At 47.5% G+C, this 24,630-nt stretch carries 5 protein-coding genes; all 5 read right to left on the bottom strand.

The genetic code is table 11. From position 1 onward, the window contains the following. Positions 1–28 precede the first annotated feature (28 nt). The 5 genes from ACM6JA_RS16240 to tycC all read right to left on the bottom strand — a co-directional run bounded on the left by ACM6JA_RS16240 (position 29) and on the right by tycC (position 24,622). Positions 29–757: a thioesterase II family protein gene (locus ACM6JA_RS16240; protein ID WP_414853115.1), complete on the bottom strand. Its 729-nt coding sequence runs from the start codon at positions 755–757 to the stop codon at positions 29–31. Between the two features lie 30 nt (positions 758–787). Beyond that, complete coding sequence (locus ACM6JA_RS16235; RefSeq protein WP_414853114.1) at positions 788–1,495, bottom strand: 4'-phosphopantetheinyl transferase family protein; 708 nt, start codon at positions 1,493–1,495, stop codon at positions 788–790. Beyond that, entirely contained in the window at positions 1,492–3,291 is a 1,800-nt protein-coding gene (locus ACM6JA_RS16230) for an ABC transporter ATP-binding protein (RefSeq protein WP_414853113.1), read from the bottom strand. The genes ACM6JA_RS16235 and ACM6JA_RS16230 overlap by 4 nt, the downstream gene beginning before the upstream one ends. 2 nt (positions 3,292–3,293) lie before the next feature. Beyond that, positions 3,294–5,075, bottom strand: a complete 1,782-nt coding sequence (locus ACM6JA_RS16225) for an ABC transporter ATP-binding protein (RefSeq protein ID WP_414853112.1) — start codon at positions 5,073–5,075, stop codon at positions 3,294–3,296. Positions 5,076–5,158: 83 nt separating this feature from the next. Further along, the gene (tycC, locus tag ACM6JA_RS16220) at positions 5,159–24,622 is read right to left on the bottom strand and encodes a tyrocidine non-ribosomal peptide synthetase TycC (RefSeq protein ID WP_414853111.1); all 19,464 of its coding nucleotides are present in this window, start codon (positions 24,620–24,622) and stop codon (positions 5,159–5,161) included. Positions 24,623–24,630: the final 8 nt, after the last annotated feature.

Below are 24,630 nucleotides of genomic sequence, written 5' to 3'. Positions count from 1 at the left end.
TAGGATTTATTGTTGCCGTACACAATCGTTAGAATTGGGCACGGATTACAACTGCCTGTTCTACCTTCAATGTGTCTTGAATGATCACAAGGATCGTATTCATTTGCTGATGAATAAAGAAATGCCCACCAGGCATGGGGTAAAATTTACATTCTCGCCCGCAATAGTCTCGCCATGCCACAATATCTTGGATTTCAATCGAATCTTCTTTCCCAAACAAAACCGTCATATTGACGGGGATTTGCTGAGGAAGCTCGTGATTCATTTCATAAGTTTGCACGGCCTGGAAATCAGCGCGAATATTAGGCAAAAATAACTCCAAGAGCTCGTGATTGTCCAAAACTTCATTGGGAGTGCCCCCAAGTGTACGTAGCGATTCGATGAACTCGTTATGCGGCAGGTTGTATGTTTTCACCAGTTTGTGATACGCATGTGGCACGCGGGATGCAGACAGGAACAAGTGCTGGGGCAGTGGCTTTCCATTCTGCAACAGCTTTCGCGTCAGTTCAAACGCGATTAAGCCGCCCATGCTGTGGCCAAAAAAGGCAAAAGGTTCTTCCCCCAGCTCTGGTGTGATCCGTTTGTATACATCCTCCAAGACCTCATAAAACGAGGTGGAAAGAACCACGCTTTCGCTCTGAAGTGAAGGCCTTACCTCGAATGGATCAATTTCCAATAAAGCTGGCGACAATACCCGCTTCCAACCGTAATAGATGCTGGGAAGTCCACCTGCGTACGGAAAGCAAAACAATTTCATCTCTTTCCCCGCCCTTTCCTCATTACGTAATTACCTCGACATCTTTCTATGAAAAATGGCCTGATGCAAATCTTGTACATCTTTCATGACTACTTGAGCAGAAAACTGATTGGTAGTCGCGCATACTGACAATTTATAGCCTGGATCGATCTCATACTGATGAAATGCCCAAGCATCGCGCGAATCATTTTGCGATATCGTAATCGATTGGTCTTGGCTTTTTCTAATGGCGAATGATTGTAATGGGATAGACAGCCCCATGCCTCTCGCTTTTATATAACTCTCCTTCAAGGTCCAAAGGTCGTAGAAATACGAAAGCTGTTCATCCGGATGCTTTGCCAAGAGATCTTCTACTTCGGCTGGTGCAAAATAATGAGTGGCAATATCCAACTCAATCGGACATATTTGCTCCACATCAATCCCCACTTGCGAGTCATGTGTGGCACAGACCACCCAATCTCCGGAATGCGAGACGTTAAAGCAGTAGTTGGGAAATGATTTCAAAAAAGGTTTTCCGTATGCATTGTAGTCATACTCGATTTCGTCATTGGAAATCTCGTAGGCTTCACAAATGAGAGAGCGTACAAGCACGTCCGCGAGCAAAGCCCGATAGGAATCAGCCGGATTTCTGAAACGGTTGACCCGTTCCCGCTTTTCTTCGGGTAGTGCTTGTAAAAATCGGTTGAACAACTCTTTCTCCATGACAGCAGGACATTTCAAAGCGTAAATAGCAATCATGTAGCACTCACTCTTCTTTCTGTCAATTCAAGACTACTGACTTGTTCTGCTCGATCCTTTCGCTGCTGCACTTCATACAATTTGGCATACGTGCCGTTGTGCTCCATTAACTCAACATGGCGACCTTTCTCGATGACCTTTCCTTGATCCATCACGTAAATCACATCGGCATCCTCTACAGTCGAAAGGCGATGAGCGATGACGAGTACCGTTTTATCTTTCATGAGTGCGGTTAATGCTTGCTGCACCCAATATTCTGATTCTGCATCCAATGCGGAGGTTGCTTCATCCAGTAGAAGAATCGGTGCATTTTTCAGGATGGCTCTGGCAATGGCAATTCGCTGACGCTGTCCGCCAGATAGCTTGGCACCGCGTTCTCCTGTTTTGGTCTGGTAGCCATCAGACAGTTCCATAATAAAATCATGCGCATACGCTGCTTTGCTTGCCTTGATGACATCCTCTTCCGAAGCATCCAGACAGCCGTAACGAATATTGTCTTCGATGGTTCCTTCGAACAAAAAGGCATCCTGAGGCACGTATGAGATCAAACTTCTAATTTCTGCAAGAGAATAAGCTCCCATGGGCTTGCCGAGTAAATAAAGAGCGCCGCTCGCAGGTGGGTAATACCCTAACAGAAGTTTCATGACGGTGCTTTTTCCACTTCCACTCGTTCCGACTAGCCCAGCCATTTGGCCTTGCTCGACCCGCAACGAAACACCATCCAGCACATTTGTAGCTTCGTTGTACCCGAAAACGACCTGCTCCAGCTTCAGCATGCTTTCGCAATACTGGTGTTTGTCGAAGCTCCTCTGGTACTCTTCTGGTTCGAGAGGTTCATTCAGAAAATCGACGACCCGAGAAGCTCCAGCTAGCGAGCTCTGCAACGCTGTGATGACTTGGCCAAGCTGGAGAAATGCCAGTGTTACAAGCATCTGTTGTTGAACCAAAGCAACCAGCACGCCCAATCCGATCATTTGTTTGGAAACCATCATGATTCCAAAAACAAGCATTCCCCCGAAGCTTAAGAATTGGATGAAAAAATTGGTCCCTTCCAATAATCCGTGTTTATGCCCTTGCTTGATGGCAGACGAAGCTACTTCTTCGTTTGCTTCCGTGTAACGTGCGGTCACAACGTTATGTAAATGAAACATTTTAATGATGGGCAACCCTGACAAAAAATCGTTTAATCTTTCTGTCCCAATCCCCATCTGCTGTTGCATTCGGTCTCCAATGCGCCGGACTGACTTGGCAAACAGCGTATTCACATAAAGAGTCAATGTGCTAACGAGCAATAGGACGACGGCAATTTTCCAATCCATAGCAAACATTCCTATGATCGAACCGATCAGCGACAGCAGGATAATGCTTAACGTTTTCAATTGCTCTGCGTATGCGTTTTCCATGAGGACAACATCGTTGCCCAGTCTCGACATCGTATCTCCCGAATGGTGCTGCTCATAATAATCGAAAGGGAGCTTGCTCAATCGTTGATAGACATGCAGCCGAATGTTCGCAATAAGCTCGCGGACGCATCGTCGATAGATGTAGCTGAAAAATGGAGACAGGATACTCAGCAAGAGGAACATTACAGCCATGGTGGCAATTGCTCTGGTTAATAAAGCAGGGTCTTTTGTGTTCGCAAAATCCGTCAGATCCTTGAACACGAAAGGTAAGGATACCAATACAGCTGCTTGACCGATTCCGTCACCCACGAGTCCCAAAATATACGCTCGCTTTTTCGATTTCATAAACGACAGCAGTTGAAGTAGTTCCCGCATCAAATTCTGGATGAACATGCCTATACCCCCCCTGCAGCCAGCGAGCTGTGCATCTCTGTGGCAAACTGTTTTTGATACAATCTGGTGTAAACGCCGCCTTGGGCAAGCAAATCGTAGTGTGTACCTCGCTCAACAATTTGTCCTTGCTCCAAAACAAGCACTTCATCCGCGTCTTTTATCGTAGACAGTCGATGAGCAATGACGAGAACCGTCCGATTTTTCATCACATTTTCCAACGCTTCTTGGACCAAAGCTTCCGATTCTGTATCCAAGGCAGACGTTGGTTCATCCAGCAGTAAAATTGGAGCGTCCTTCAAAATTGCTCGAGCAATCGCGATGCGCTGTTTCTGTCCGCCAGATAAACGAGAGCCACGTTCCCCTACTTTTGTTTGATATCCTTGCGGCAGCTCCATGATGAAGTGATGCGCATTGGCCGCTTTTGCCGCTGCTATAATCTCGTCTTGTGTCGCATGAATGCGGCCATACGAGATATTTTCCGCAATAGACACGGGGAATAGCGTCGTATCCTGAGAAACCAGGGAAAGATAGCTCCGCATGTCCGTCATATTCCAATCAGCCATGGAATGCCCGAAAACATTCAGTCTTCCGTTACCCGATTCCATTGGATAAAACCCGCACAGCAACTTCATGATGGTGCTCTTTCCACTTCCGCTGGCACCTACTAACGCAATGGTCTTGTTCGGATGTAGCGTAAAGCTAACGTTATTAAGAATCCTTGCCTGATCGTAGGCAAACGTAACGTTCTCAAACTGTACAGGAATCGCCTCTAGATCAACAGGAATCGCTGGCTGATCATTTTGTTCGACTGGCTGTGAAAAAATTTCTTGAAGCCGCTTTGCCGCACCTGATGTCTCTTGTACTTGGGCAAACAACACGGGCGCGAGTGAAAGTGGCTCGATAATAAAGTGAAGCAAATAGCTGAAAATGACCAAGCTGCCCAGATCCAATTCTCCCGCCTGAATCAAGTACCCACCATAAGCGACAAAAAACAGGATTGGGGAAGAAAACAATAAAATCCCTGGTGCTGTCATCCACGCGCGCTTCTTCTCTGCTTGGAACGCATTTTTCAATACCTGCTTCATACCTGCATGGTATTTACGATACAGAACGCCTTCCAATTGAAAAGCTTTGACCATGTGAATCCCGGAAAGCGTATCCTGCGCGATGGTGTTCGTTTGACCCAGATGATGCTGCATTTGCTCCGAATATTTTTGAAGCGGTTTGCTCATCCATCCTGTGATAGCGATGGCGACAGGAAGGATTGCGATACTGAAGATGATTAACTTCCAATTGATCGTCAACAACAGTCCAAGAGCTCCGACAAAAACAACTGGCAGATAAAAAAGCTGGAAAAAATGTTTTTGCAAAAAGCTTTGCAAGATCTGGGCATCCGTTGTTAAGCGAGAAACGAGATCGCCGGAATGATATTTATCCATGGTGGACATGGGAACTTTTTCGAGATGAGCAGCCATGCTGTTTTTCAAATCTCTCATGGCTCTTGAACTGAATCTAGCTGCCGAATACGTGATGAAATATTTCGAGAGAAAACCTACGATAGTCAGACAAAAAATGATGAGCGCAATACTGATCAGCTTGTCGAAGTCTTTCGTATGTTCGACCATGGTTTTGATCAGGACTCCCATCCAAATGTTTGCCACAGCTACAAGAAGCGAGGCAATGATACAGATCATGACCCAACCTCGATAAGGCTTTACATATGAGAGCACCCAGCCAAACACGGGATCTTTCTTTCTGTGCTGAGCTTGCTTGGTAAAAATCATTTGCTGCTCCTCTCCAAGGATGTAATGGATGAACTCCCCTTGGAAAACATGTTCCCAAGGGGAATCATCACAAAGCCGCGATCTTATTTCAGAATGAACAGCTCTTGCAGGATGTCTCGGAGGATGGAGGCATTCATTGACACGTAATTTCCTCCCAACATTCTGGAGTGGATTCCGTACCCTTCGTACGTCATCAGTCGTTTCGTAACCTGTGCCCAAGCGGATTCATTCCATTTGACTGCGACTAGATCTTCCTCGCCCGATTCCAGCTCTGATTGAATGAGATGGATCGCTGCGTTCGTTGCACCCGTATTGATCAGTTGATTGTGGTACATCACGTAGTTGACCGTTTTCCGAATGAAGCTTTGCTTGACGAATTCATTGGCAGCGTACAAATTGAAGTCTTCTTGAGTCATGTTGAACATCTCGATGTTTTCTCCAATTTCGGCAAATAACTGGGCAATGTCACTCTCTGTTTCCGCCAGAGTCCTCTCCATCACCTTGTCTTTCCAGTACGAATCGAACAAGATGAGGTCGGTCACGACATATCCTTGATTCTCCAGTTCTTTTGCGACTTCAAAAGCCAGATTGCCTCCTGAGGAATATCCCATGAGCGTATAGGGTCCTTTTGGATCAATCTCGACGATGGCTTCGATGTACTGCTCAAGTCGATTGTCTTCTTGAATGAAATCAAAGCTATGCAAGGAGACGCCCTTGATTTCATCAGCAAGCTTCTGGTAATAGACACTTTGGGCTCCAATCGGCGTAAAGCAGAATACCTTTCTCGCCGTCTCTTCATTTAAGAGAATGGCTCTTCCGGAGCTGCCCTCGAAGTTCTTGTGCGTGATGAAATCCGCTACCTTCTCAATTGTTGGATGCTGGAAGATGAGGTTCAACGGCAGTTCAATCTGCATGTACTCATACACCTTCGCAACCAGCAACGTTGCTTTCAATGAATGTCCACCCAGTTCAAAGAAATGGTCAGTAATTCCGATCGGGTCTACCCCCAAAACTTCCTGCCAAATGGATGCCAATTGATGCTCAGTCGCAGTTCTTGGTGCCACGAACTCACGTGTAGTCGCATCCGATGGCTGTGGCTTCGGCAACGCTTTACGATCCACTTTTCCATTTGCCGAAAGCGGCAGTTGATCCAACTGAACAAAATAGCTTGGAACCATGTAAGCAGGCAGTTCCTTCGCCAGATGCCTTCTCAGCTCGGCAACGGTTACCTCTGCTGCTGGGACGAGATAAGCGCAAAGATACTGTCCGGCCGTTAGTTCATCCTCTTGCACAACTACCACTGCTTGATCGATGCCATCGTAAGCGAGTATGGTGCTCTCGATTTCCCCGATCTCGATGCGGTACCCTCTCACCTTCACCTGTTCGTCAGCCCGACCGATGTAATCGATCGTGCCATCTGTCCGCCATTTCACCAAGTCACCCGTTTTATACATGAGCTCTCCTGGCACAAATGGATTTGGAACGAACTTTTCTTGTGTGAGCTCTGGTTTGTTCAAATAACCTCTTGCAAGTCCGGGTCCTCCGATGCATAGCTCTCCCACTACGCCGATCGGTTGTAAATGATGTTGTGTATCTACGATGTAAACCTGTACATTGGCTAGCGGTCGCCCAATCGTGATGTCCTGCCCTGCTTCGATCGAACGAGAGATGGTGGTGACGACGCTGTTTTCGGTCGGACCGTATTCATTGTTGATCTCGATTGCTGGATACTTTTCTTTCGTTTTTTGCACAAGCTGCGGAGGTAGTTTCTCGCCTCCCAATGTTACGCAACGCAGAGGAGAGAAATCTGCAGCAGTCGAGCAATCCAGAATCGCTTGGAACAGACTCGGTACACCGTAATAATGTGTGACTTCCGTTGAGGCAATCAGCTTTTTCAGCGCTACCGGATCTTTGGCTTCTTCCTCTCTCGGCAAGACGCAAGTAGCCCCTCCGAGAAGCGGAGCGAATAAGCTGGCTACAAACCCATCGAAGGCAAAAGAGAATACCTGCAACGCCTTGTCTCCCGGTCCGAATCCATACTCATCTCTTCTCCACTGCAAGCAATTAACGATTCCCTGATGTGGAATCATGACGCCCTTCGGCTTACCAGTCGTCCCCGATGTATAGATCACATAGGCGAGATCGGTCGGTTGATTGAGTGATGCGAGATTGGAGCCATCCATCTCGACGTCATACTCTGCGTTCAGATCAAGCCAGTCAAGCCCGCTCGACACGCGAGACAATAGTTCTGACAGATGAGATTGGCAGAGAAGCAGTGCTGCGTTGCTGTCTTCCAGCAAGTACTCAATGCGTTCTTGCGGATACGTCGGATCGATCGGAACATACGCACCGCCTGCCTTTAAAATACCAAGGATGCCAACGATCATTTCTGGTGAACGCTCCGCCATGACTGCTACAAGACAATCTGATCCAATTCCTTTGGTGCGCAGAACTCTTGCCAGTCTGTTGGCCCGCTCATTGAGCTCGCTGTACGTCAGTGTCTGACCGTTAAAGAGAATAGCTTCCTGATCTGGCGTCTTCGAGACTTGCTCTTCGAATAATTGATGCAGCGTTTTGTCTTGTACATAGCTGACAGCTGTATCATTGAACTTTTCGAAAATTTGTCGCTTCTCCTCCGCCTTGAGCATGTCGATTTCACTCAAGCGGATATGCGGATTTTGAACAACGATATGTGCAATAGCCATGAAGTGGTTGCTTAACCGTTCAATCGTTTCTCGCGTAAACAAGCTTGTGCTGTACTCCACGCCAATGCTGATCTCCTCACGCTCTTCTGTGGCAATCAACGTCAAATCAAATTTGGAATGGTTGCCAGCCTGATCAGTCATGAAAGGAGCAAGTGTCAAGCCGGGCAGGTCGATGGAGTCATCCATGTTGTTCTGCACAGTAAACATAGTGTCAAAGAGCGGGTTTCTGCTTAAGTCTCGCGGAATGTCGAGTTTTTCCACCAGTTCCTCAAACGGATAATCCTGATGAACGTAAGCGTCCAGTGCATTCTGCTTGACTTCCAGCAACAACTCCGTGAATGTTTTCCCAGCATGCGGCTTGTTTCTCATCGCCAATGTGTTTACAAACATACCGACGATTGGTTCCAGATCAGCATGGGATCTGCCTGTAATCGGTGTGCCGACGATGATGTCCTCTTGCCCGGAATACTTGGAAAGCAGTACGTTGTACGTCGCGAGGAGCACCATGTACAGTGTCGTTCCCGTTTCTCGAGCCAGCTGGTTCAAGCCTTCCATGAGTTGTTTACCGGTTCTGATGGTATACTGATCCCCTGCGAAATTTTGAATGCTTGGTCGGGTGAAATCCGTTTGCAGGTTTAGCACTGGAATTTCGTCTGCAAACACTTGAGCCCAGTACTCTTCTTGCTTGTTGAAGGCATCGGATTCGAAAAGCTCCTGTTGCCATACAGAGAAGTCCTTGTACTGAATTCGTAGCTCTGGCAAAACATCCCCTAGGTACAGCTGCACTAAGTCAGACAGGAGAATGCCGGAGGATACACCGTCGGAAATGCTATGATGCATGTCGGTAAAGAGCACATGACGATCTTCTCCGATATGCAGAAGACGGACGCGAAGCAACGGCGCTACCCCCAGATCGAATGGTTGAACGAGGGTTGAAAGGACCTCTTGTGCTTGGTCTTCTGTGACCGTTGTATACGAAAGTTCAAAAGAAACGTCCTCGTGAACCTTCTGAACAGGCTCTCCATTTACAACGGCAAAAGACGTACGAAGACTTTCATGTCGCTCAATTAGCTGCTTGAACGCTGTCTCTAATCGTTCCGGTTCCAGCTTCCCTTCGATCAGCATGGCCGAAGGCATATTGTAGCTGATGCCGACTCCCTCAAATTGATGGAGGATATACATGCGCTTTTGAGCCGATGAAACAGGATAATACTCTTGCGCAGGTGCTGGTTGAATCGAAATGACATATCCTTTTGCTGTCTCTTCGATGTGTGCAGCCAACTGTTGAATCGTCGGTTTTTCGAACAAAACACGAAGCGGAATATCGACTTGATATTCGTTATGCATGCTCGAAATCACACTCATCGCACGCAGGGAGTGACCGCCAATTGCAAAGAAATCATCTAGAACCCCTACTTGCTCCATATTCAGCAATTGCTCCCATACGCGGGCCAATTGTGCTTCCAATTCCGTTCGAGGTGCTACATACTCCGTCGTTCTTAGCATGGATACTTCCGGCGCCGGCAAGGAACGTCTGTCGATCTTCCCATTTGCGGTAAGCGGCAGCGCTTCAAGTGATACGAAATACGATGGAATCATCGCTTGAGGCAATTCTTTTAGCAATTCTTGGCGTAAATGTGCTGTGTCGATCTCGTGGTCTGCCACCATGTACGCGCATAAATACTTTTCTTGTCTGTGATCCTCTCTTGCCATGACAACTGCTTCCAAGATTCCGTCCAACTTGCGGAGCTGTGTCTCGATTTCGCCCAGCTCGATACGGACACCCCTGATTTTCACTTGATGATCGTTACGACCCAGGAATTCCACATTGCCATCCGCGCGCCACTTCGCCAAATCACCCGTACGATACAGCAGCTCACCTGGCGCGAAAGGATTCGCTACGAACTTCTCCACTGTCAGCTCAGGTCTGTTCAAATAACCGCGAGCGACCCCTGCTCCCCCGATGCACAACTCACCCACGACTCCAACAGGCTGAAGATTCAATTGTTGATCCATCACAAACATCTGCATATTCGGCAGCGGTTTTCCGATTGGTACCGTTCCCGAGCGAATGGATGAGACATCTGTTTCTTCGTAATAGCTGGAATCGATGCACGCCTCTGTTACGCCATAACTATTAACGATGCGCAGCGTCTGGCTGAATCTCGCGAGCAAGGTCTTGAAGTCTTCTGCTGGACAACTGTCTGCTCCGAGAATCAGGAGCTTCATCTGACTGAAGTCGAGCTGGTTTTCGTAAATGTAATGCATCAACGGCATAATCAAAGCTGGTGTCGCTTCGAAAATCGTAATTTCATACCGCTTGATGATTTCGTACAAGGAAGCAGGGTCCATTTTGACCTCATTCGGGCAAATTACCAGCTGCCCTCCTGTGAGCAATGCTCTGGCAAAATCGCCAGTCGATACGTCGAAGGCGAAGCTCGCCATTTGCAGCAAGCGAACCGGGAAGGTGTCCAAGTGATACTCATCCTGCCATGCAAAAGCGACATTCGCATAGCTCCGGTGCTCGATCACGACCCCTTTTGGCTTGCCAGTCGTACCGGAAGTATAAATGATGTAAGCAGCGTGTTCCGGCAGTGCCACAGGCTCCAGATTGCTCGCTTCTCCTTGATACAGCCCCTCTACATCCAGATAGAGAGTTTCGTGAGGGAATGCAAGCTGCGTATTCAACTTTTGCAAAGTAAGGAACAGCTTCGCATCGCTATCTTCCAAAATGAATGCTTGACGCTCCAACGGATAGTCTGGATCAATCGGGACATAGGCTCCTCCGGCTTTCAAAATGCCGAGCGTCCCTACTACCATGTGCAAGGAGCGGTCTACCATGATACCGACTGTGCTCTCAGGCTTGACTCCCTTTTGGCGCAAAATACGTGCGAGCTGGTTTGCTTTTTCATTTAATTCCCGATACGTTAGCTGTTCTTCCTCGAAGATCACAGCTACCTGGTTCGGTGTTTTTTCGACCTGCTCTTCGAATAGCTCCTGGAACGTTTTATTCGTGGGATAAGCGGCTCTTGTTGCATTGAAATCATGCAGCATTTGCTCCATCTCATCATTTGACAAGACACTGATCTCTGCCAGTTTGCAATCTGGATTGGCAATGATCGTCCTTAAAAGATTGACGTAATGAGTTGCCATGCGGTCGATTGATTCTTTCGCAAACAACTTCGTGCAATAGTTGAATTGCACGAGAAGCTCATCTTGTTGTTCCATTGCATCCAGAGCGATATCGAATTTCGCGATCTTGCCATCTACCGGATAAGCGGACATGTTGAGTCCTGCAATTTCTAAGGCAGATGAGTCGGCAAGCCCCAGACTGAACATCGTATCAAACAGTGGATTTCGGCTTAAATCTCGCCGCACTTGCAGCTTATCTACGAGATGTTCAAACGGATAATCCTGATGTTCAAACGCATGTAACGCATTTTGTCTCACGTCACCCAAAAACTCGCGGAAGGTCAGTTCGCCCCCTGCCACATTTTTCAAGGCAAGCGTGTTGACGAACATGCCAACGATTCGTTCCACATCTGCATGGGATCGACCTGCAATCGGTGTGCCGACTACAATTTCTTCCTGTCCTGCGTATTTGGACAGCAGTACATTGTAGGCTGCCAAAAGCACCATGAACAGTGTTGAGCCCGTATTTGCAGCGAGTTGCCGCAACTCCGCAAGCATTTGATGTCCTGTACCGATCGCTACTGTGTCGCCTTCGAAGCTTTGAACAGTAGGTCTTGGGAAGTCATTTGGCAGGTTGAGTAACGGGATCTCCCCTGCGAAGACATTCGTCCAATAATCCTCTTGTTTTTGGAAACGCTCAGACTGGGACAGTTTCGTTTGCCAAGCAGCAAAATCTTTGTATTGGATGCGCATGTCAGGGAGCTGCTTTTCTTCGTACAAGCTCGCAAACTCCTTGGCGATGACTGCAAGCGATACCCCATCCGAGATAATGTGGTGCATATCCATGAAGAACAAATGTCTTTCTGCCCCCAGTTTGATCAAGTCAACCCGGAACAGCGGAGCCACTTCCAGATCAAACGGCTGGACCAACTCCTGAATGCGTTGCTCTACTTGGTCTTCTGTCGCCTCGGAAATACCGATGAGCAGCGTGACATCCTCATGTACTCGTTGCACTGGTTCTCCGTTTTTCGAATGGAAGGATGTTCGCAAGGATTCATGTCGTTTTACCAGTGTTCGGATCGCATGTTCAAAGCGTTCGTAATCCAGATGGCCATCTATTATCAGCACATTCGGCACGTTGTAGCTGATCCCGCTTCCTTCAAACTCATGCAGGATGTACATTCTTTTTTGAGCGAACGAGACTGGGTAAAAGTCTGCTTGCTCTACTGGTTGAATGGTCTCGAACTGTTCAATCTCACTCGAGCTGATATAGGCAGCCAGTTCATGGATCGTAGGAGATTCAAACAATGCTTTTAACGGAAGCTCGACCTGAAATGCTTTGTGCACCTGCGTGATCACATTCATGGCCTTCAGGGAATGTCCGCCGAGTTCAAAGAAGTTGTCGTGAATGCCTATCGCATGAATACCCAGTACCTCTTGCCAAATTTCAGCCAGCTTCGTCTCAGTCGCGTTTTGTGGGGCGACATATGTGGAGCTTTGAACCCGATCACCAGTTGGTTCAGGCAAAGCTCTGCGATCGAGCTTTCCGTTTGCAGTCAAAGGCAGTTTATCCATTTGGACATAGAAGGATGGCACCATGTAGCTAGGCAATTCTTTGGAAATAGCTTCTCTCAACTCTGCTGCGTCGAGTTCCGTTTCTGGAACAAAATAAGCGCAGAGAGCTTTTTGGCCGTTCGTATCATCCATTACCGTAACGACAGCTTCTTTTACCTTTGCTAGATTGGTGAGAACAGTCTCGATTTCCCCAAGCTCGATCCGATAGCCTCTGATCTTTACCTGTTGGTCGATACGTCCCAAATACTCAATCGTTCCATCCGCCTTCCATCTCGCCAAATCCCCTGTGCGGTACATGTTTTCACCTGAAACAAACGGATTCGGAACAAACATCTCGGCAGTCAATTCTGGCTTGTTCAAATAGCCTCTGGCTACCCCGTCTCCACCTACGCACAATTCACCCGGCACCCCAATTGGCTGCGGCTGATTGTAGCGATCTACGATATAAGCAGTGGAGTTCGTGATCGGCTTCCCAATCGGAATATTGTCTTCGAATTCCTTCTCAATCAAATAGCATGTAGAGAAGGTTGTGTTTTCTGTCGGGCCGTATCCGTTCCAAATTTCCAGAGTGGGATGGGCGCTGTTAACTTTGTTGATGTGTCTCGGCGACAGTGCTTCGCCACCGACGATTAACGCACGCAAGCCATCAAACATCGCCGGATTGTCTTGCGAGAGCTGGTTAAACAGTGGTGAAGTTAACCACATCGTTGTTATCCGATTCTCTCGCAGGAAGCTTCCAAGCTTCTCCGCATCCAACAGAACATCCTTGCTCACGAGGAACAAGCTAGCACCATGCAACAGAGCTCCGAAAATCTCAAACGTCATGGCGTCGAATCCAATAGCGCCCGTTTGAATCATGCGATCTTCTTCGCGTACCTGAACGTAGTTCGTATTTTTCACCAATCGGGTGACATTGCGATGCTCAACCATGACTCCTTTTGGTTTGCCCGTTGAACCCGACGTGTACATCACATAGGCCAAGTCCTTGGCGTCATTGTGGTTGGTCAGGTTACTGGCATCTTCTTGCTCCAGGCTCTCGTCTTCCAAAACGATTGGAATGAGACCTTCTTCGACGAGATGCACAAGATGTCTTTGAACAAGGACAACCTTCACGCCGCCATCTTCGAGCATGTAAGAAATGCGCTCGGATGGATGCTCTGGATCAATCCCCAGGTAAGCGCCTCCTGCTTTGATGATCCCCATAATGCCTGTGATCATCTCGAGAGAACGATCTGCCAACATACCTACAACGCTGTCTCTTCCTACTTCCAATCGGCGAAGAGCACTTGCGATCTGATTCGCTTTTTGGTTCAGCTCCCGATACGTCAGCATCTGTTCGTTCATCACAACTGCAGTATGCTCTGGCGTTCTTTCCACTTGCTCCTCGAACAGCTCCTGAATCGTGCTTTCGCGTGGATAGGCGGCAAACGTGTTGTTGAATGCAACAGTTACGATGTGTTTTTCTTCCTCACCGAGCAAGTTGATTTCACGCAACGCCGCTGTTTGGTCTGCAATGACTCCTCGTAGCACCTGGAGGAAATGACCTGCCATTCTTTCCATCGTGTCTCTTTGGAACAATTTCGTGGAGTACACGAGACCAAAATGAATTCCTGTCTCATCTTCATGTGCTTCCAGTGTGAGATCGAATTTGGCGTTGCCTTGCTGCCCATCTCCGGAGTAGGCTTCAAATTTCAGCCCATCCAGCTCATAAGCTTTTTGGTCCAGGTTTTGCAAAATAAACATGGTGTCAAACAGCGGGTTTCTGCTGAGATCCCTCTGGATTTCCAGTTTTTCGACCAGTGCTTCAAACGGATAATCCTGGTGGGCGTATGCGTGCAGCGTATTCTGTTTGACATCTTCCAAAAATGCCTGGAACGATTTCGTTCCATCAGGGTAGTTTCGCAAAGCCAATGTATTGACAAACATCCCCAAGACTTTTTCTACATCCGCATGAGATCTGCCAGCAATCGGCGTTCCCACTACGATGTCTTCTTGGCCGCTGTATTTGGAAAGGAGCACATTGTAAGCCGCCAGCAAGACCATAAACAGCGTGGTTTGGTTCTCATGAGCGAGCTTGTATAAATCGTCCATCAACGTTTTGTCTGTTTGGAACGAAATGCAATCTCCGTCAAAGCTTTGAACCAGAGGGCGGGAATAATCGGCGGGCAGATTCAGTACCGGAATGTCACCCGCGAAGGAATTCAACCAGTAGTTCTCATGCTTTGTATAGATGTCTGTTTGGAACAGATCAGTCTGCCAGACAGCAAAATCTTTGTATTGAACAGCGAGCTCTGGCAAATGTTCGTTTCGATACAGCTTCGAGAATTCTTCCATGATGATTCCGACAGAGACGCCATCCGAAATGATGTGATGCATATCCATCAGGAAGAGATGTCGCTTCTCTCCCAAGCTGAAGAGCCCGACCCTCAACAACGGAGCCTTCTCGAGATCAAATGCCTGCACAAATGATTCGATGGTTTGCTCGACTTGGTCTTCCGTCAAATCCTCATAGCGCACATCCAGTTCGACTGCCTCATGTACACGCTGAACAGGCTCGCCATTCACTGTGTGGAAGGATGTCCGCAACGATTCGTGTCGCTTGACCAACCCCTGTATCGCGGTTTCAAAGCGCGCATGATCCAGATCGCCTTCGATATACATCACGCTTGGCATGTTATAGACTGTGCCGGTGCCTTCAAACTGGCGCAGGACAAACATCCTTTTTTGTGCAGAGGAAACGGGATAATATTCTTGCCGCGGCACAGGCTGAATCGGTACATGTGTGTCTTTTCCACTTGTCTCGATATACTGTGCCAATGCCTGGATGGTAGGTGTCGCAAAGAGTACTCTGAGTGGAATCTCGACTTGATACTCTCGATGGATCTGTGCGGCGAGCGACATGGCTTTCAAGGAATGCCCACCTAGCTGGAAGAAGTTGTCGAGAACACCGATGTCGTTTACCCCAAGCACACGTTCCCAAATCTCTACCAACCTGTTTTCCACAGGACTTGCTGGCGCCACATATTCTGCTCCCGTTACAGGTCTGCCTTCTGGTTTCGGCAAGGCTTTCCTGTCGATCTTTCCATTAGGCGTAAGCGGGAGAAGATCGAGCTGGAGCAGGTACGCAGGAATCATGTAAGACGGCAAGCTTTGGGACAGATGCGACCAAAGATTCGAGACTTCAAGCTTTTCTTCCGCCGTGTAATAAGCAGCAAGCGACGATTGGCCCTGTTGGTCCTCATGGACAATCACGACAGCTGAAGTCAGCTTTTCAAAGGAGAGCATTACCGACTCAATCTCGCCGATTTCAATCCGATATCCCCTTACTTTTACCTGTTCATCCAAGCGACCGATAAATTCAATCTTTCCGTCAGGGAGCCACTTTCCTAGATCGCCAGTCTTGTACATGCGCTCGCTTTCCGAATAGGGATGGGAAACAAACTTCTCTGCTGTGAGTTCCGGCTTGTTCCAATATCCACGTGCCAAACCGTGGCCACCGATGCAAATTTCCCCGACGACGCCGATTGGCTGTAGCTGATGGAATTTGTCCACGATATAGATGCTGGTGTTGGCAATGGGACGTCCGATCGTTATCGCAGAATCCAGTTGCGAAATTCGCTGCCAAGTGGCGACGACACTGCTTTCTGTCGGACCGTATTCATTGACGATGACCAATTGCGGATTCTGCTGATTGCTCTTCTCAACGAGCTGAGCAGATACTTTTTCGCCCCCAAGTGTGACGGTTTGCAGGGAGCTGATATCCGCAGCAGTACCGCATTCCAATATCGCTTGGAACAAACTTGGCACGCATGTCATTTGGGTGCATCTCGCAGCTGCAATGAGGTTTCTGAGAGATACTGGGTCTTTGGCTTCTTCATCCTCCGCCAAGACGACGGTTGAACCGGAAAGGATCGGTGTAAAGAAGGAAAGAACAAAGGCATCAAACGCAAAGGATAAGGGCACCAGACTTCTATCATGGACGCTAAACTGATACTCCTCTTTCTTCCACAACACACTGTTGACGATGCCACGATGCTCAATCATTACTCCTTTTGGCTTGCCTGTTGTCCCTGATGTGTAGATGACATAAGCCAAATCGGAAGCGGTTTGAATCGGCTCGAGATTCGAACGGTTGGGAGAATAGTTCTTCTCCTCCTCCAGATACAGGCATTCCACGCTCACACTAGAAGCCAGCTTAGCTCCAAGATGTTTTTGGGTAAGCACCAGATGGGCTTCGCAATCCTCCAGCATATAGGCCACACGATCTTCCGGATATTCGGGATCGATAGGCACAAAGGCTCCACCTGCTTTCAAAATGGCCATGATTCCCACAACCATTTCTACAGAACGGTTTGCCATGATTCCTACGAATTGGTTAGCCTTTACTCCCCGTTCACGCAAGGTAACCGCAAGCTGGTTTGCTCGCTCATTCAGTTCGTGATAGGACATCTGCTTATCGCCGATTTCAACCGCAGCAACCTGTGGTGTTTTTTCCACTTGCTCCTCAAATAGCTCATGTAGTGTCTTGTTCTGTGGATATTCCTTATGCGTTTGGTTGAATTCTACTAACAAGCGATGCTTTTCCTCATCGGAAAGCATAGTAATTTCGGACAAGGTAATATCTTGTTGCTCAATAACGGCATGAAGGATTCGGATGAAATGTGCTGCTATTTTTTCAATCGTCTCTCTTGTAAACAATTTGGTGCAGTAATCAACGCTAAAGATGATCTCCTCATCTTCTTCATACGCCTCTAATGACAGATCAAACTTGGCCTGATTCACATCTGCCATATAGGGTGTAAACGTAAGTTGCTCCATTTCGAACGGCTTCTGATCCATATTTTGCAAGATAAATACGGTGTCAAACAAAGGATTGCGGCTCAGATCCCGTTGAATGTTCAGCTTATCGATCAGCTCATCCAGTGGATAATCCTGATTCTCAAAGGCTTTCAGCGTATTGTTTTTCACTTCTCCCAAAAAGCTAAGGAAGGACTTAGCCCCCACAGGCTCGTTTCGCAATGCCAGTGTATTGACAAACATACCGATGATCGAATCCGTTTCAGCATGGGACCTGCCAGCAGTAGGTGCACCAACAATAATGTCCTCTTGTCCAGAGTATTTGGAGAGAAGTACATTGTAGGCAGCCAGCAGAACCATGTAGAGCGTAGCTCCTGTACCATGAGCAAGTCGATTCAATTCTTTTTTCAAAAGGGCACCGGAGCTGAAAACAAATCGCTCACCCTCGAAGCTTTTCACAGAAGGTCTCGGATAATCCGTTGCAAGATTCAATACAGGAATTTCTCCCGTAAAAGTATCGATCCAATAGGCTTCCTGAGCAGCAAACTCTCCCGTCTCGAACCATTGATTCTGCCAATGGGCAAAGTCCTTGTACTGAATGCTCAATTCTGGCAGCTCTTCCCCGTGATAAAGCTCGCCAAGCTCTTGAACAAGAATGCCAATCGATACACCATCCACCACAATATGGTGCAAATCCAGCATGAAAAGATAGCGTTCCGGAGCCAGTTTGACCAGTCCAGCGCGAATCAGTGGAGCTTTTTCCAAATCGAACGGTTGAATAAATTGCTCGACGATTTGTTTGAGCTCTCCCTCTGTTGACTCCATCAACGAGATTTCCAGCTCGACATCTTCATGTACGCGCTGAACAGTCTCTCCTTTCATGGAGTGGAACGAGGTACGCAGAGATTCATGGCGTCTCACCAGACTCTTGAGCGCTTGCTGCAAACGCTCTGTATCCAGCTTGCCATCAATGTACAGGATGCCCGGCATGTTGTAGCTGATGTCTGCACCTTCCATTTGTCGGAGAATAAACATTCTCTTTTGTGCAGAAGACACCGAGTAATACTCCTGCTTTTGGACAGGTTCAATCGTCGTATACTTGCCTTTGCTAGCAGTAGCGATGGATGCCGACAAGTCAGCGATCGTAGGCGATTCAAACAGCGTTTTCAAAGGCACATCTACTTGAAGTGTGCGATGGATCAAAGAGATGACGTTCATCGCCTTCAAGGAGTGTCCGCCCAATTCGAAGAAGTGATCGTGTACCCCGATTGGGTTCACGCCAAGTACACTTTGCCAAATGTCTGCGAGCGTGGCTTCCACTTCATTGCGCGGCGCTACATACACGGTTTCAGATGAGGATGCTCCCTCAGGTTGAGGCAATGCTTTGCGATCTACCTTGCCATTTGCCGTGAGCGGCAGCTTCTCCAAATAAACAAAATAAGAAGGAACCATATAAGATGGCAAATGGGACGCCATGTAAGCTCTCAGGTCGGCTGTCTTGATTTCCTGATCGGCAACGATATAGGCGTACAAGTTGTTTTGCCCTTTTTCATCTGGACGGGCAAGGACAATGGCCGTTTTTATCCATTCATGCTGCAAAAGCCTTGCTTCGATCTCACCCAGTTCGATCCGGTGGCCTCTGATTTTGACCTGATGGTCGATACGTCCGAGATATTCCACATTGCCGTCGGCTAGGTACCTTACCATGTCTCCAGTTCGGTACATTCTGCTACCCGGTTCAAACGGATTGTCAATAAAGCTGGCTGTTGTCAGTTCTTCACGATTCCAGTAGCCGCGGGCCAAACCGTCGCCAGCAATGCACAGTTCTCCTGCAACTCCTACAGGCTGGAGCTGGTTGCTCGCATTTACGACGTACAAACGGACGTTATCAATCGGTTTGCCAATGGGAATCACGCCATACTCTGGCAAACGAGGGCAAATCCAGTATGTCGCATCAATCGTGGATTCTGTAGGGCCATAGAGGTTAATCAACTGTGCCGTTTGCGTCTGGTAAAAGCGCGAAACAAGTGCAGGTGCCAATGCTTCTCCACCGCAGAAAACGCGTTGCAAGCTCGTGCAAGAGCTCCATCCCGGTTCAGTCATGATCAGGTCCAGCAAGGAAGGAACCATCTGTAAAGTCGTGATCTTCTCTTCTCTGATCATGCGAGTCATGTACTCGATGTCTCGATGTCCGTCTGGCTTTGCCAGTACCAGGCGTCCCCCCGTGATCAGTGGCAAATAAAATTCCCATACGGAAGCATCGAAGGAAAACGGCGTTTTTTGCAAAACAGCATCCTCTATAGTGAGTGGGAAGGCATTCTTCATCCAAAGCATGTGATTGCAAATCGCTTGATGCGTGATCATAACCCCTTTGGGATTTCCGGTCGATCCAGATGTATAGATGACATAAGCCAAGTCATCCCTGCCAGAGATATTATCAAGATTGGTGTCGTCACCTGCATAAATCGCTTCATCGTCTACGTCGATGATTTCTCCTGCATACTCTACTGTCTCTTTCAAATGAAGCTGTGTCAGTAGAATCGGAGCTTTGCTGTCACTGAGCATGTATTGGATTCTTTCTGGCGGGTAGCTAGGATCAATTGGCGTATACGAACCACCTGCTTTTAACACGGCCAACATGCTCAAGACCATCCCGATGGAACGATCTACCATAATTCCGATCATCGTATCTGGTTGAGTTCCTTTGCTCCGCAGCAAACGAGCTACTTGATTGGCCCGAGCGTTCAACTGGCGATAGGTCAAGGTGTATCCGTCATAGGCTACTGCTACTTGATCTGGCGTCAGCAATACTTGCTCTTCAAACATTTGATGCAAAACCTGATCAGCGGAACGTTCGACAAAAGTATCGTTGACGTTCAGGATGAGAGCACGTTTTTCTGCTTCTGTCATCATGTCGATTTCTGCTAACTTGGTATTTGGTTGTGCACTAATGGTACGCAAGACTTCCAGATAATGATGGGCCATTCTTTGGATGGTTTCTTTCTCGAATAGCTTCGTTCCAAATGCGAATTGGAACTGAATGTCAGATTGCGATTCACTCGCATTCAAAGCAAGATCGAACTTTGAAATTTTGTTAAATAACTCATACGGAGCTGCTATAAGCTGGTCGATTTCCAGCGACTGCTGATTCGCATTTTCCAAAGAAAACATAGTGTCAAACAAAGGATTTCGGCTAATGTCGCGTTGAATTGCCAGCTTTTCCACCAGCTCTTCAAATGGATAGTCCTGATTGTCATAGGCCGCCAGCGCATTTTGTTTCACTTCTTGCAAGAATTGGGTAAAGGTTTTGTCGCTCACAGGATGATTTCTCATCGCCAACGTATTCACAAAGATCCCCATGATGTTTTCCACGTCGGCATGGGAACGACCAGCGACAGGCGTACCGACAATGATATCCTCTTGGCCGGAATACTTGGACAGCAGTACATGGTAAGCCGCGAGCAAGACCATATACAGGGTTGTACCCGTATCTGCTGCTACCTTGCGCAAACGCTCGGTCAATTCTTTTCCTGTATCAAAAAGAACCAGATCCCCTTCAAAGCTTTGAATGGTTGGACGCGGATAATCAGTCGGCAGATTGAGCAAAGGAATTTCATCAGCAAAGGTATTTAACCAGTGGAGCTCCTGCTTCTTGTACGCGTCCGTCTGGAACAGCTCATTTTGCCAAGCAGCGAAATCCTTGTATTGGAGAGAAAGAGGTTGCAAGGCTTCCCCTTGGTACAACTTGGCAAATTCACTCAGCAAAATTTGGGACGAAACACCGTCCGAGATGATATGGTGCATGTCTAGCAGGAACAAATGACGGTCTTTGCCCAACTTGACCAAGCCTGTTCGAATCAACGGAGCGATTCCGAGGTCAAATGGACGGACAAAATCGCGCATGATCTGCTCCGTCTTGTCTTCCGTAGACTTCAGCATCAGGATTGGTACTTCTACCTCATCATGCACTTTCTGTACAGGCTCACCATCGATACGGTGGAAGGATGTGCGCAAAGCTTCGTGGCGCTCTGCCAGTCGTTGGACCGTGCTAGCAAAACGATTGTAATCCAGCTTTCCTTCCAGCAACATTGCTCCCGAAATGTTATAGCTGATGCCACTTCCTTCAAATTGCTGAAGGATGTACATTCTTTTTTGAGCAGAAGATACGGGATAAAATTCTTTTACCTCAACCGGTTGAATGGCTGTGTACTTGCTTTTCCCCGATTTCGAGATAAAGGCAGCGAGCTGGGATACGGTCGGATTCTCGAACAGTGCCTTTACTGGCAAATCCACTTCCATCGCTTTAGAGACTTGAAAGATGACTGTCATAGCCTTCAGTGAATGTCCGCCCAAATCAAAGAAATGATCGTGAACGCCTACACGGCTAACTCCCAGGGCCTGCTGCCAAATCTCAGCCAATTTTGTTTCCGTTTCATTCTGAGGAGCGACGTACGCTGTTCCCGTTACAACTGCACCGTCAGGCTTCGGCAATTTCTTCCGCTCTACTTTTCCATTGGCTGTCAGCGGAATTTCCTCCAAACGGACAAAGAAGGACGGGATCATGTAGGAAGGAAGTGTACTTCCCAGATGCTCTCTCAATTCCGATACGGTCAACTCCTGCTCGGAAACAATGTAGGCATAGAGCACATTTTGACCACTGTCATCCTTTTCAGCGATGACGACGGCTTCCTTGATCCATTCATGCTGCGTCAATCGCGTCTCAATTTCGCCCATCTCAATCCGATGCCCACGAATTTTGACTTGATGGTCGATTCTTCCCAAATATTCCATATTGCCATCTGGGAGCCATTTCGCCAGATCGCCTGTTCGATACATTTTGGTCCCCGGACGGAACGGATTTTCGATGAACTTTTCCTGGGTCAGCTCTGGTCTATTGAAATATCCTTTGGCTACGCCATCTCCGGATATATACATCTCGCCAATGGAACCAACGGGTATCGGCTGCATAGAGGAATCGAGTAAATAAAGCTGGACGTTGTCTGCAGGAACTCCGATTGGTACCGATTCTTGGATGGGTTTTTTAGGGTCATACAAATAAATCATGCAGCCCACAACGGTTTCGGTAGGTCCATACTCATTGAAAATCTTGACATTCTGTCCGAAGTTCTCATAGATTCTCTTCGCCAATTGGGTTGGCAAGTTCTCACCACCGACAATAAACCGTCGGATGCTGCTGTTTGTTCCATCTATTTCTTCAATTAGCTTCAAATGTGTTGGCGTCAGCTTGATGATTCCCACTTGATTATCTTGGATGATGTCTAAAATGACCTGTACCTTATCTGTTCCTCTGTAGACATAGATCGTATTGCCTGATAGAAGCGGCGTGAAGATCGAGGTGACAGTCAAATCAAACGAAATGGAAGAGTACAGCGGAAAGTCTACAGCTTCCCCTTGGACATACTCCTTGTTCGCCCACCAAATGTAATTGACTAGACCTCGGTGGGTAATCATCGCGCCTTTTGGATTCCCCGTGGACCCGGAAGTATAGATCATGTACGCCAAATCGTCCGGTGTGCATGCTGTGTCAAGATCCGAACGGTCTCCTTCAAACAAGGAAGGATTGTCAAGGTAGAGGATGTCGCCTTCAAACTCGACTTTTTCCTGAAGATGGGACTGTGTCAAGAGAATCGTCGTCTGACTGTCATCCAGTAAATATTGAATTCTCTCTATCGGATACTCGGGATCAATCGGCAAATAGGCGCCGCCTGATTTTAGAACTGCCATAATAGCCACGATCAGCTCGAGTGAATGCTCAGCCATAATGGAGACGAAACTGCCTTGGGTAATTCCTTTCCCACGCAGAGCTCTGGCCAACTGGTTGGAACGCTCCTGAAGCTCCTGGTAAGTAAGGCGATCTTCCCCGCAAACAACTGCAACTTTCGAAGGCGTCTGTCTTGCTTGCTCCGCGATCAGCTCGAAAATCATTTTATCGCCTGGATAATCCGCGGTCGTGTCGTTATAAGCTACCAGCAATTGTTGTTTTTCCTCATCCGTGATGATTCCGATATCTTCAAGCAGTACATTCGGATTGTGAATGACCTGCTCAATGATCGTTTTCAAGTGCCCTTCTACTCGGTTCATGAATGACTCTTCATAAATCGATGCATTATAGCTCAACTTCACATACATCTCATTCGAAGGTGCGACTGCTACCACAACGTTAAAATCATAGGAAGTCTGTTCTTCCCCATTTTCCACGTTGAATTGAAAGCCTAAGGAATCCTCCCGATCATTCGAAGCATGATCCGGGTAGTTTTCATACGTCACCAAATGATCGATTAACTCCTGTTTCAGTACCGTCTTGCTCTGAATTTCGTACAGCGGAGCGAAATCATAAGAAGCAGAAGCCAAGGCTTGCTTCTGAACTGTTTTTAGCAGCCCACTGAAGGTTTGTTTTCTGTTCGTTTGCACGCGAGTTGGGATCGTGTTAATGAACAATCCAACCATGCTCTCAATCCCCTGGATCCCTGGCGGACGACCTGACACAACAGAACCGAATACCACATCGTCCGAATTTTTGTACTTGCTCGCCAAAATACCCCAAAGAGATTGAAAAACGCTGCTCATCGTAGCCTGATTCTGATTGGCAATCTGCATCAGCTGCTGAGTCTTCTCAGGTGCGACCGTGAAAAGATTCTCCACATGTACATAATTGCCATCTTCCGCTACATTCTTCTTTTTAGGGAAATCAGACTGATGGTCATAGCCTTCCAAGTAGTTCTGCCAGTAAGTAAGTGCTTCTTCTTTGTTTTGCTTATCCAGCCATTTGATATATTCGCTGTATGGTTTGGTCGCTTCCCGCGGAACAGCCTCGCCCTTACGAATGGCAGCATAGTACGCGAGCAGTTTATGAAGCAATACGCCCAAAGACCAGCCGTCGACGATGATATGGTGGAATGCCCAAACGAACTGATACTGGTTCTCCCCCGTCTGGAAAATAGCTGCTTTCATCAAGACGTCTTTCGTCAGCTCAAACGTATGATGCTGATTGGTATACGCTTTTATGTAATCGTTCTGATCATCTATAGGTAAATGAGCAATGTTTTCGAAATGAACGGTAACTTTTCTCTCTTTAAAAACAACCTGTCGAGGTCGCTGCAGGTTTTGATAAACAAACACAGTGCGCAAAACCTCATAGTTCTCTACGAGCTTGTTCATGCTCTCTTCAAAAATGGGCAGGTGAAAATCACCTTGGAGCTTTGCGGACATCTGGAGGCAGTAGGCGCTGCTGTCTGTATCTTTGACAGCATGAAACAACATACCCTCTTGCAATGGGGTTAACGGATAAATTTTTGCAATATTTTCCTGCTTATTCATTCTGCACC

Origin of the sequence: Brevibacillus sp. IT-7CA2 (assembly GCF_949767855.1) — a bacterium.
Classification (GTDB): Bacteria; Bacillota; Bacilli; order Brevibacillales; family Brevibacillaceae; genus Brevibacillus.
This window is presented reverse-complemented; position numbering and strand designations above follow the sequence as displayed.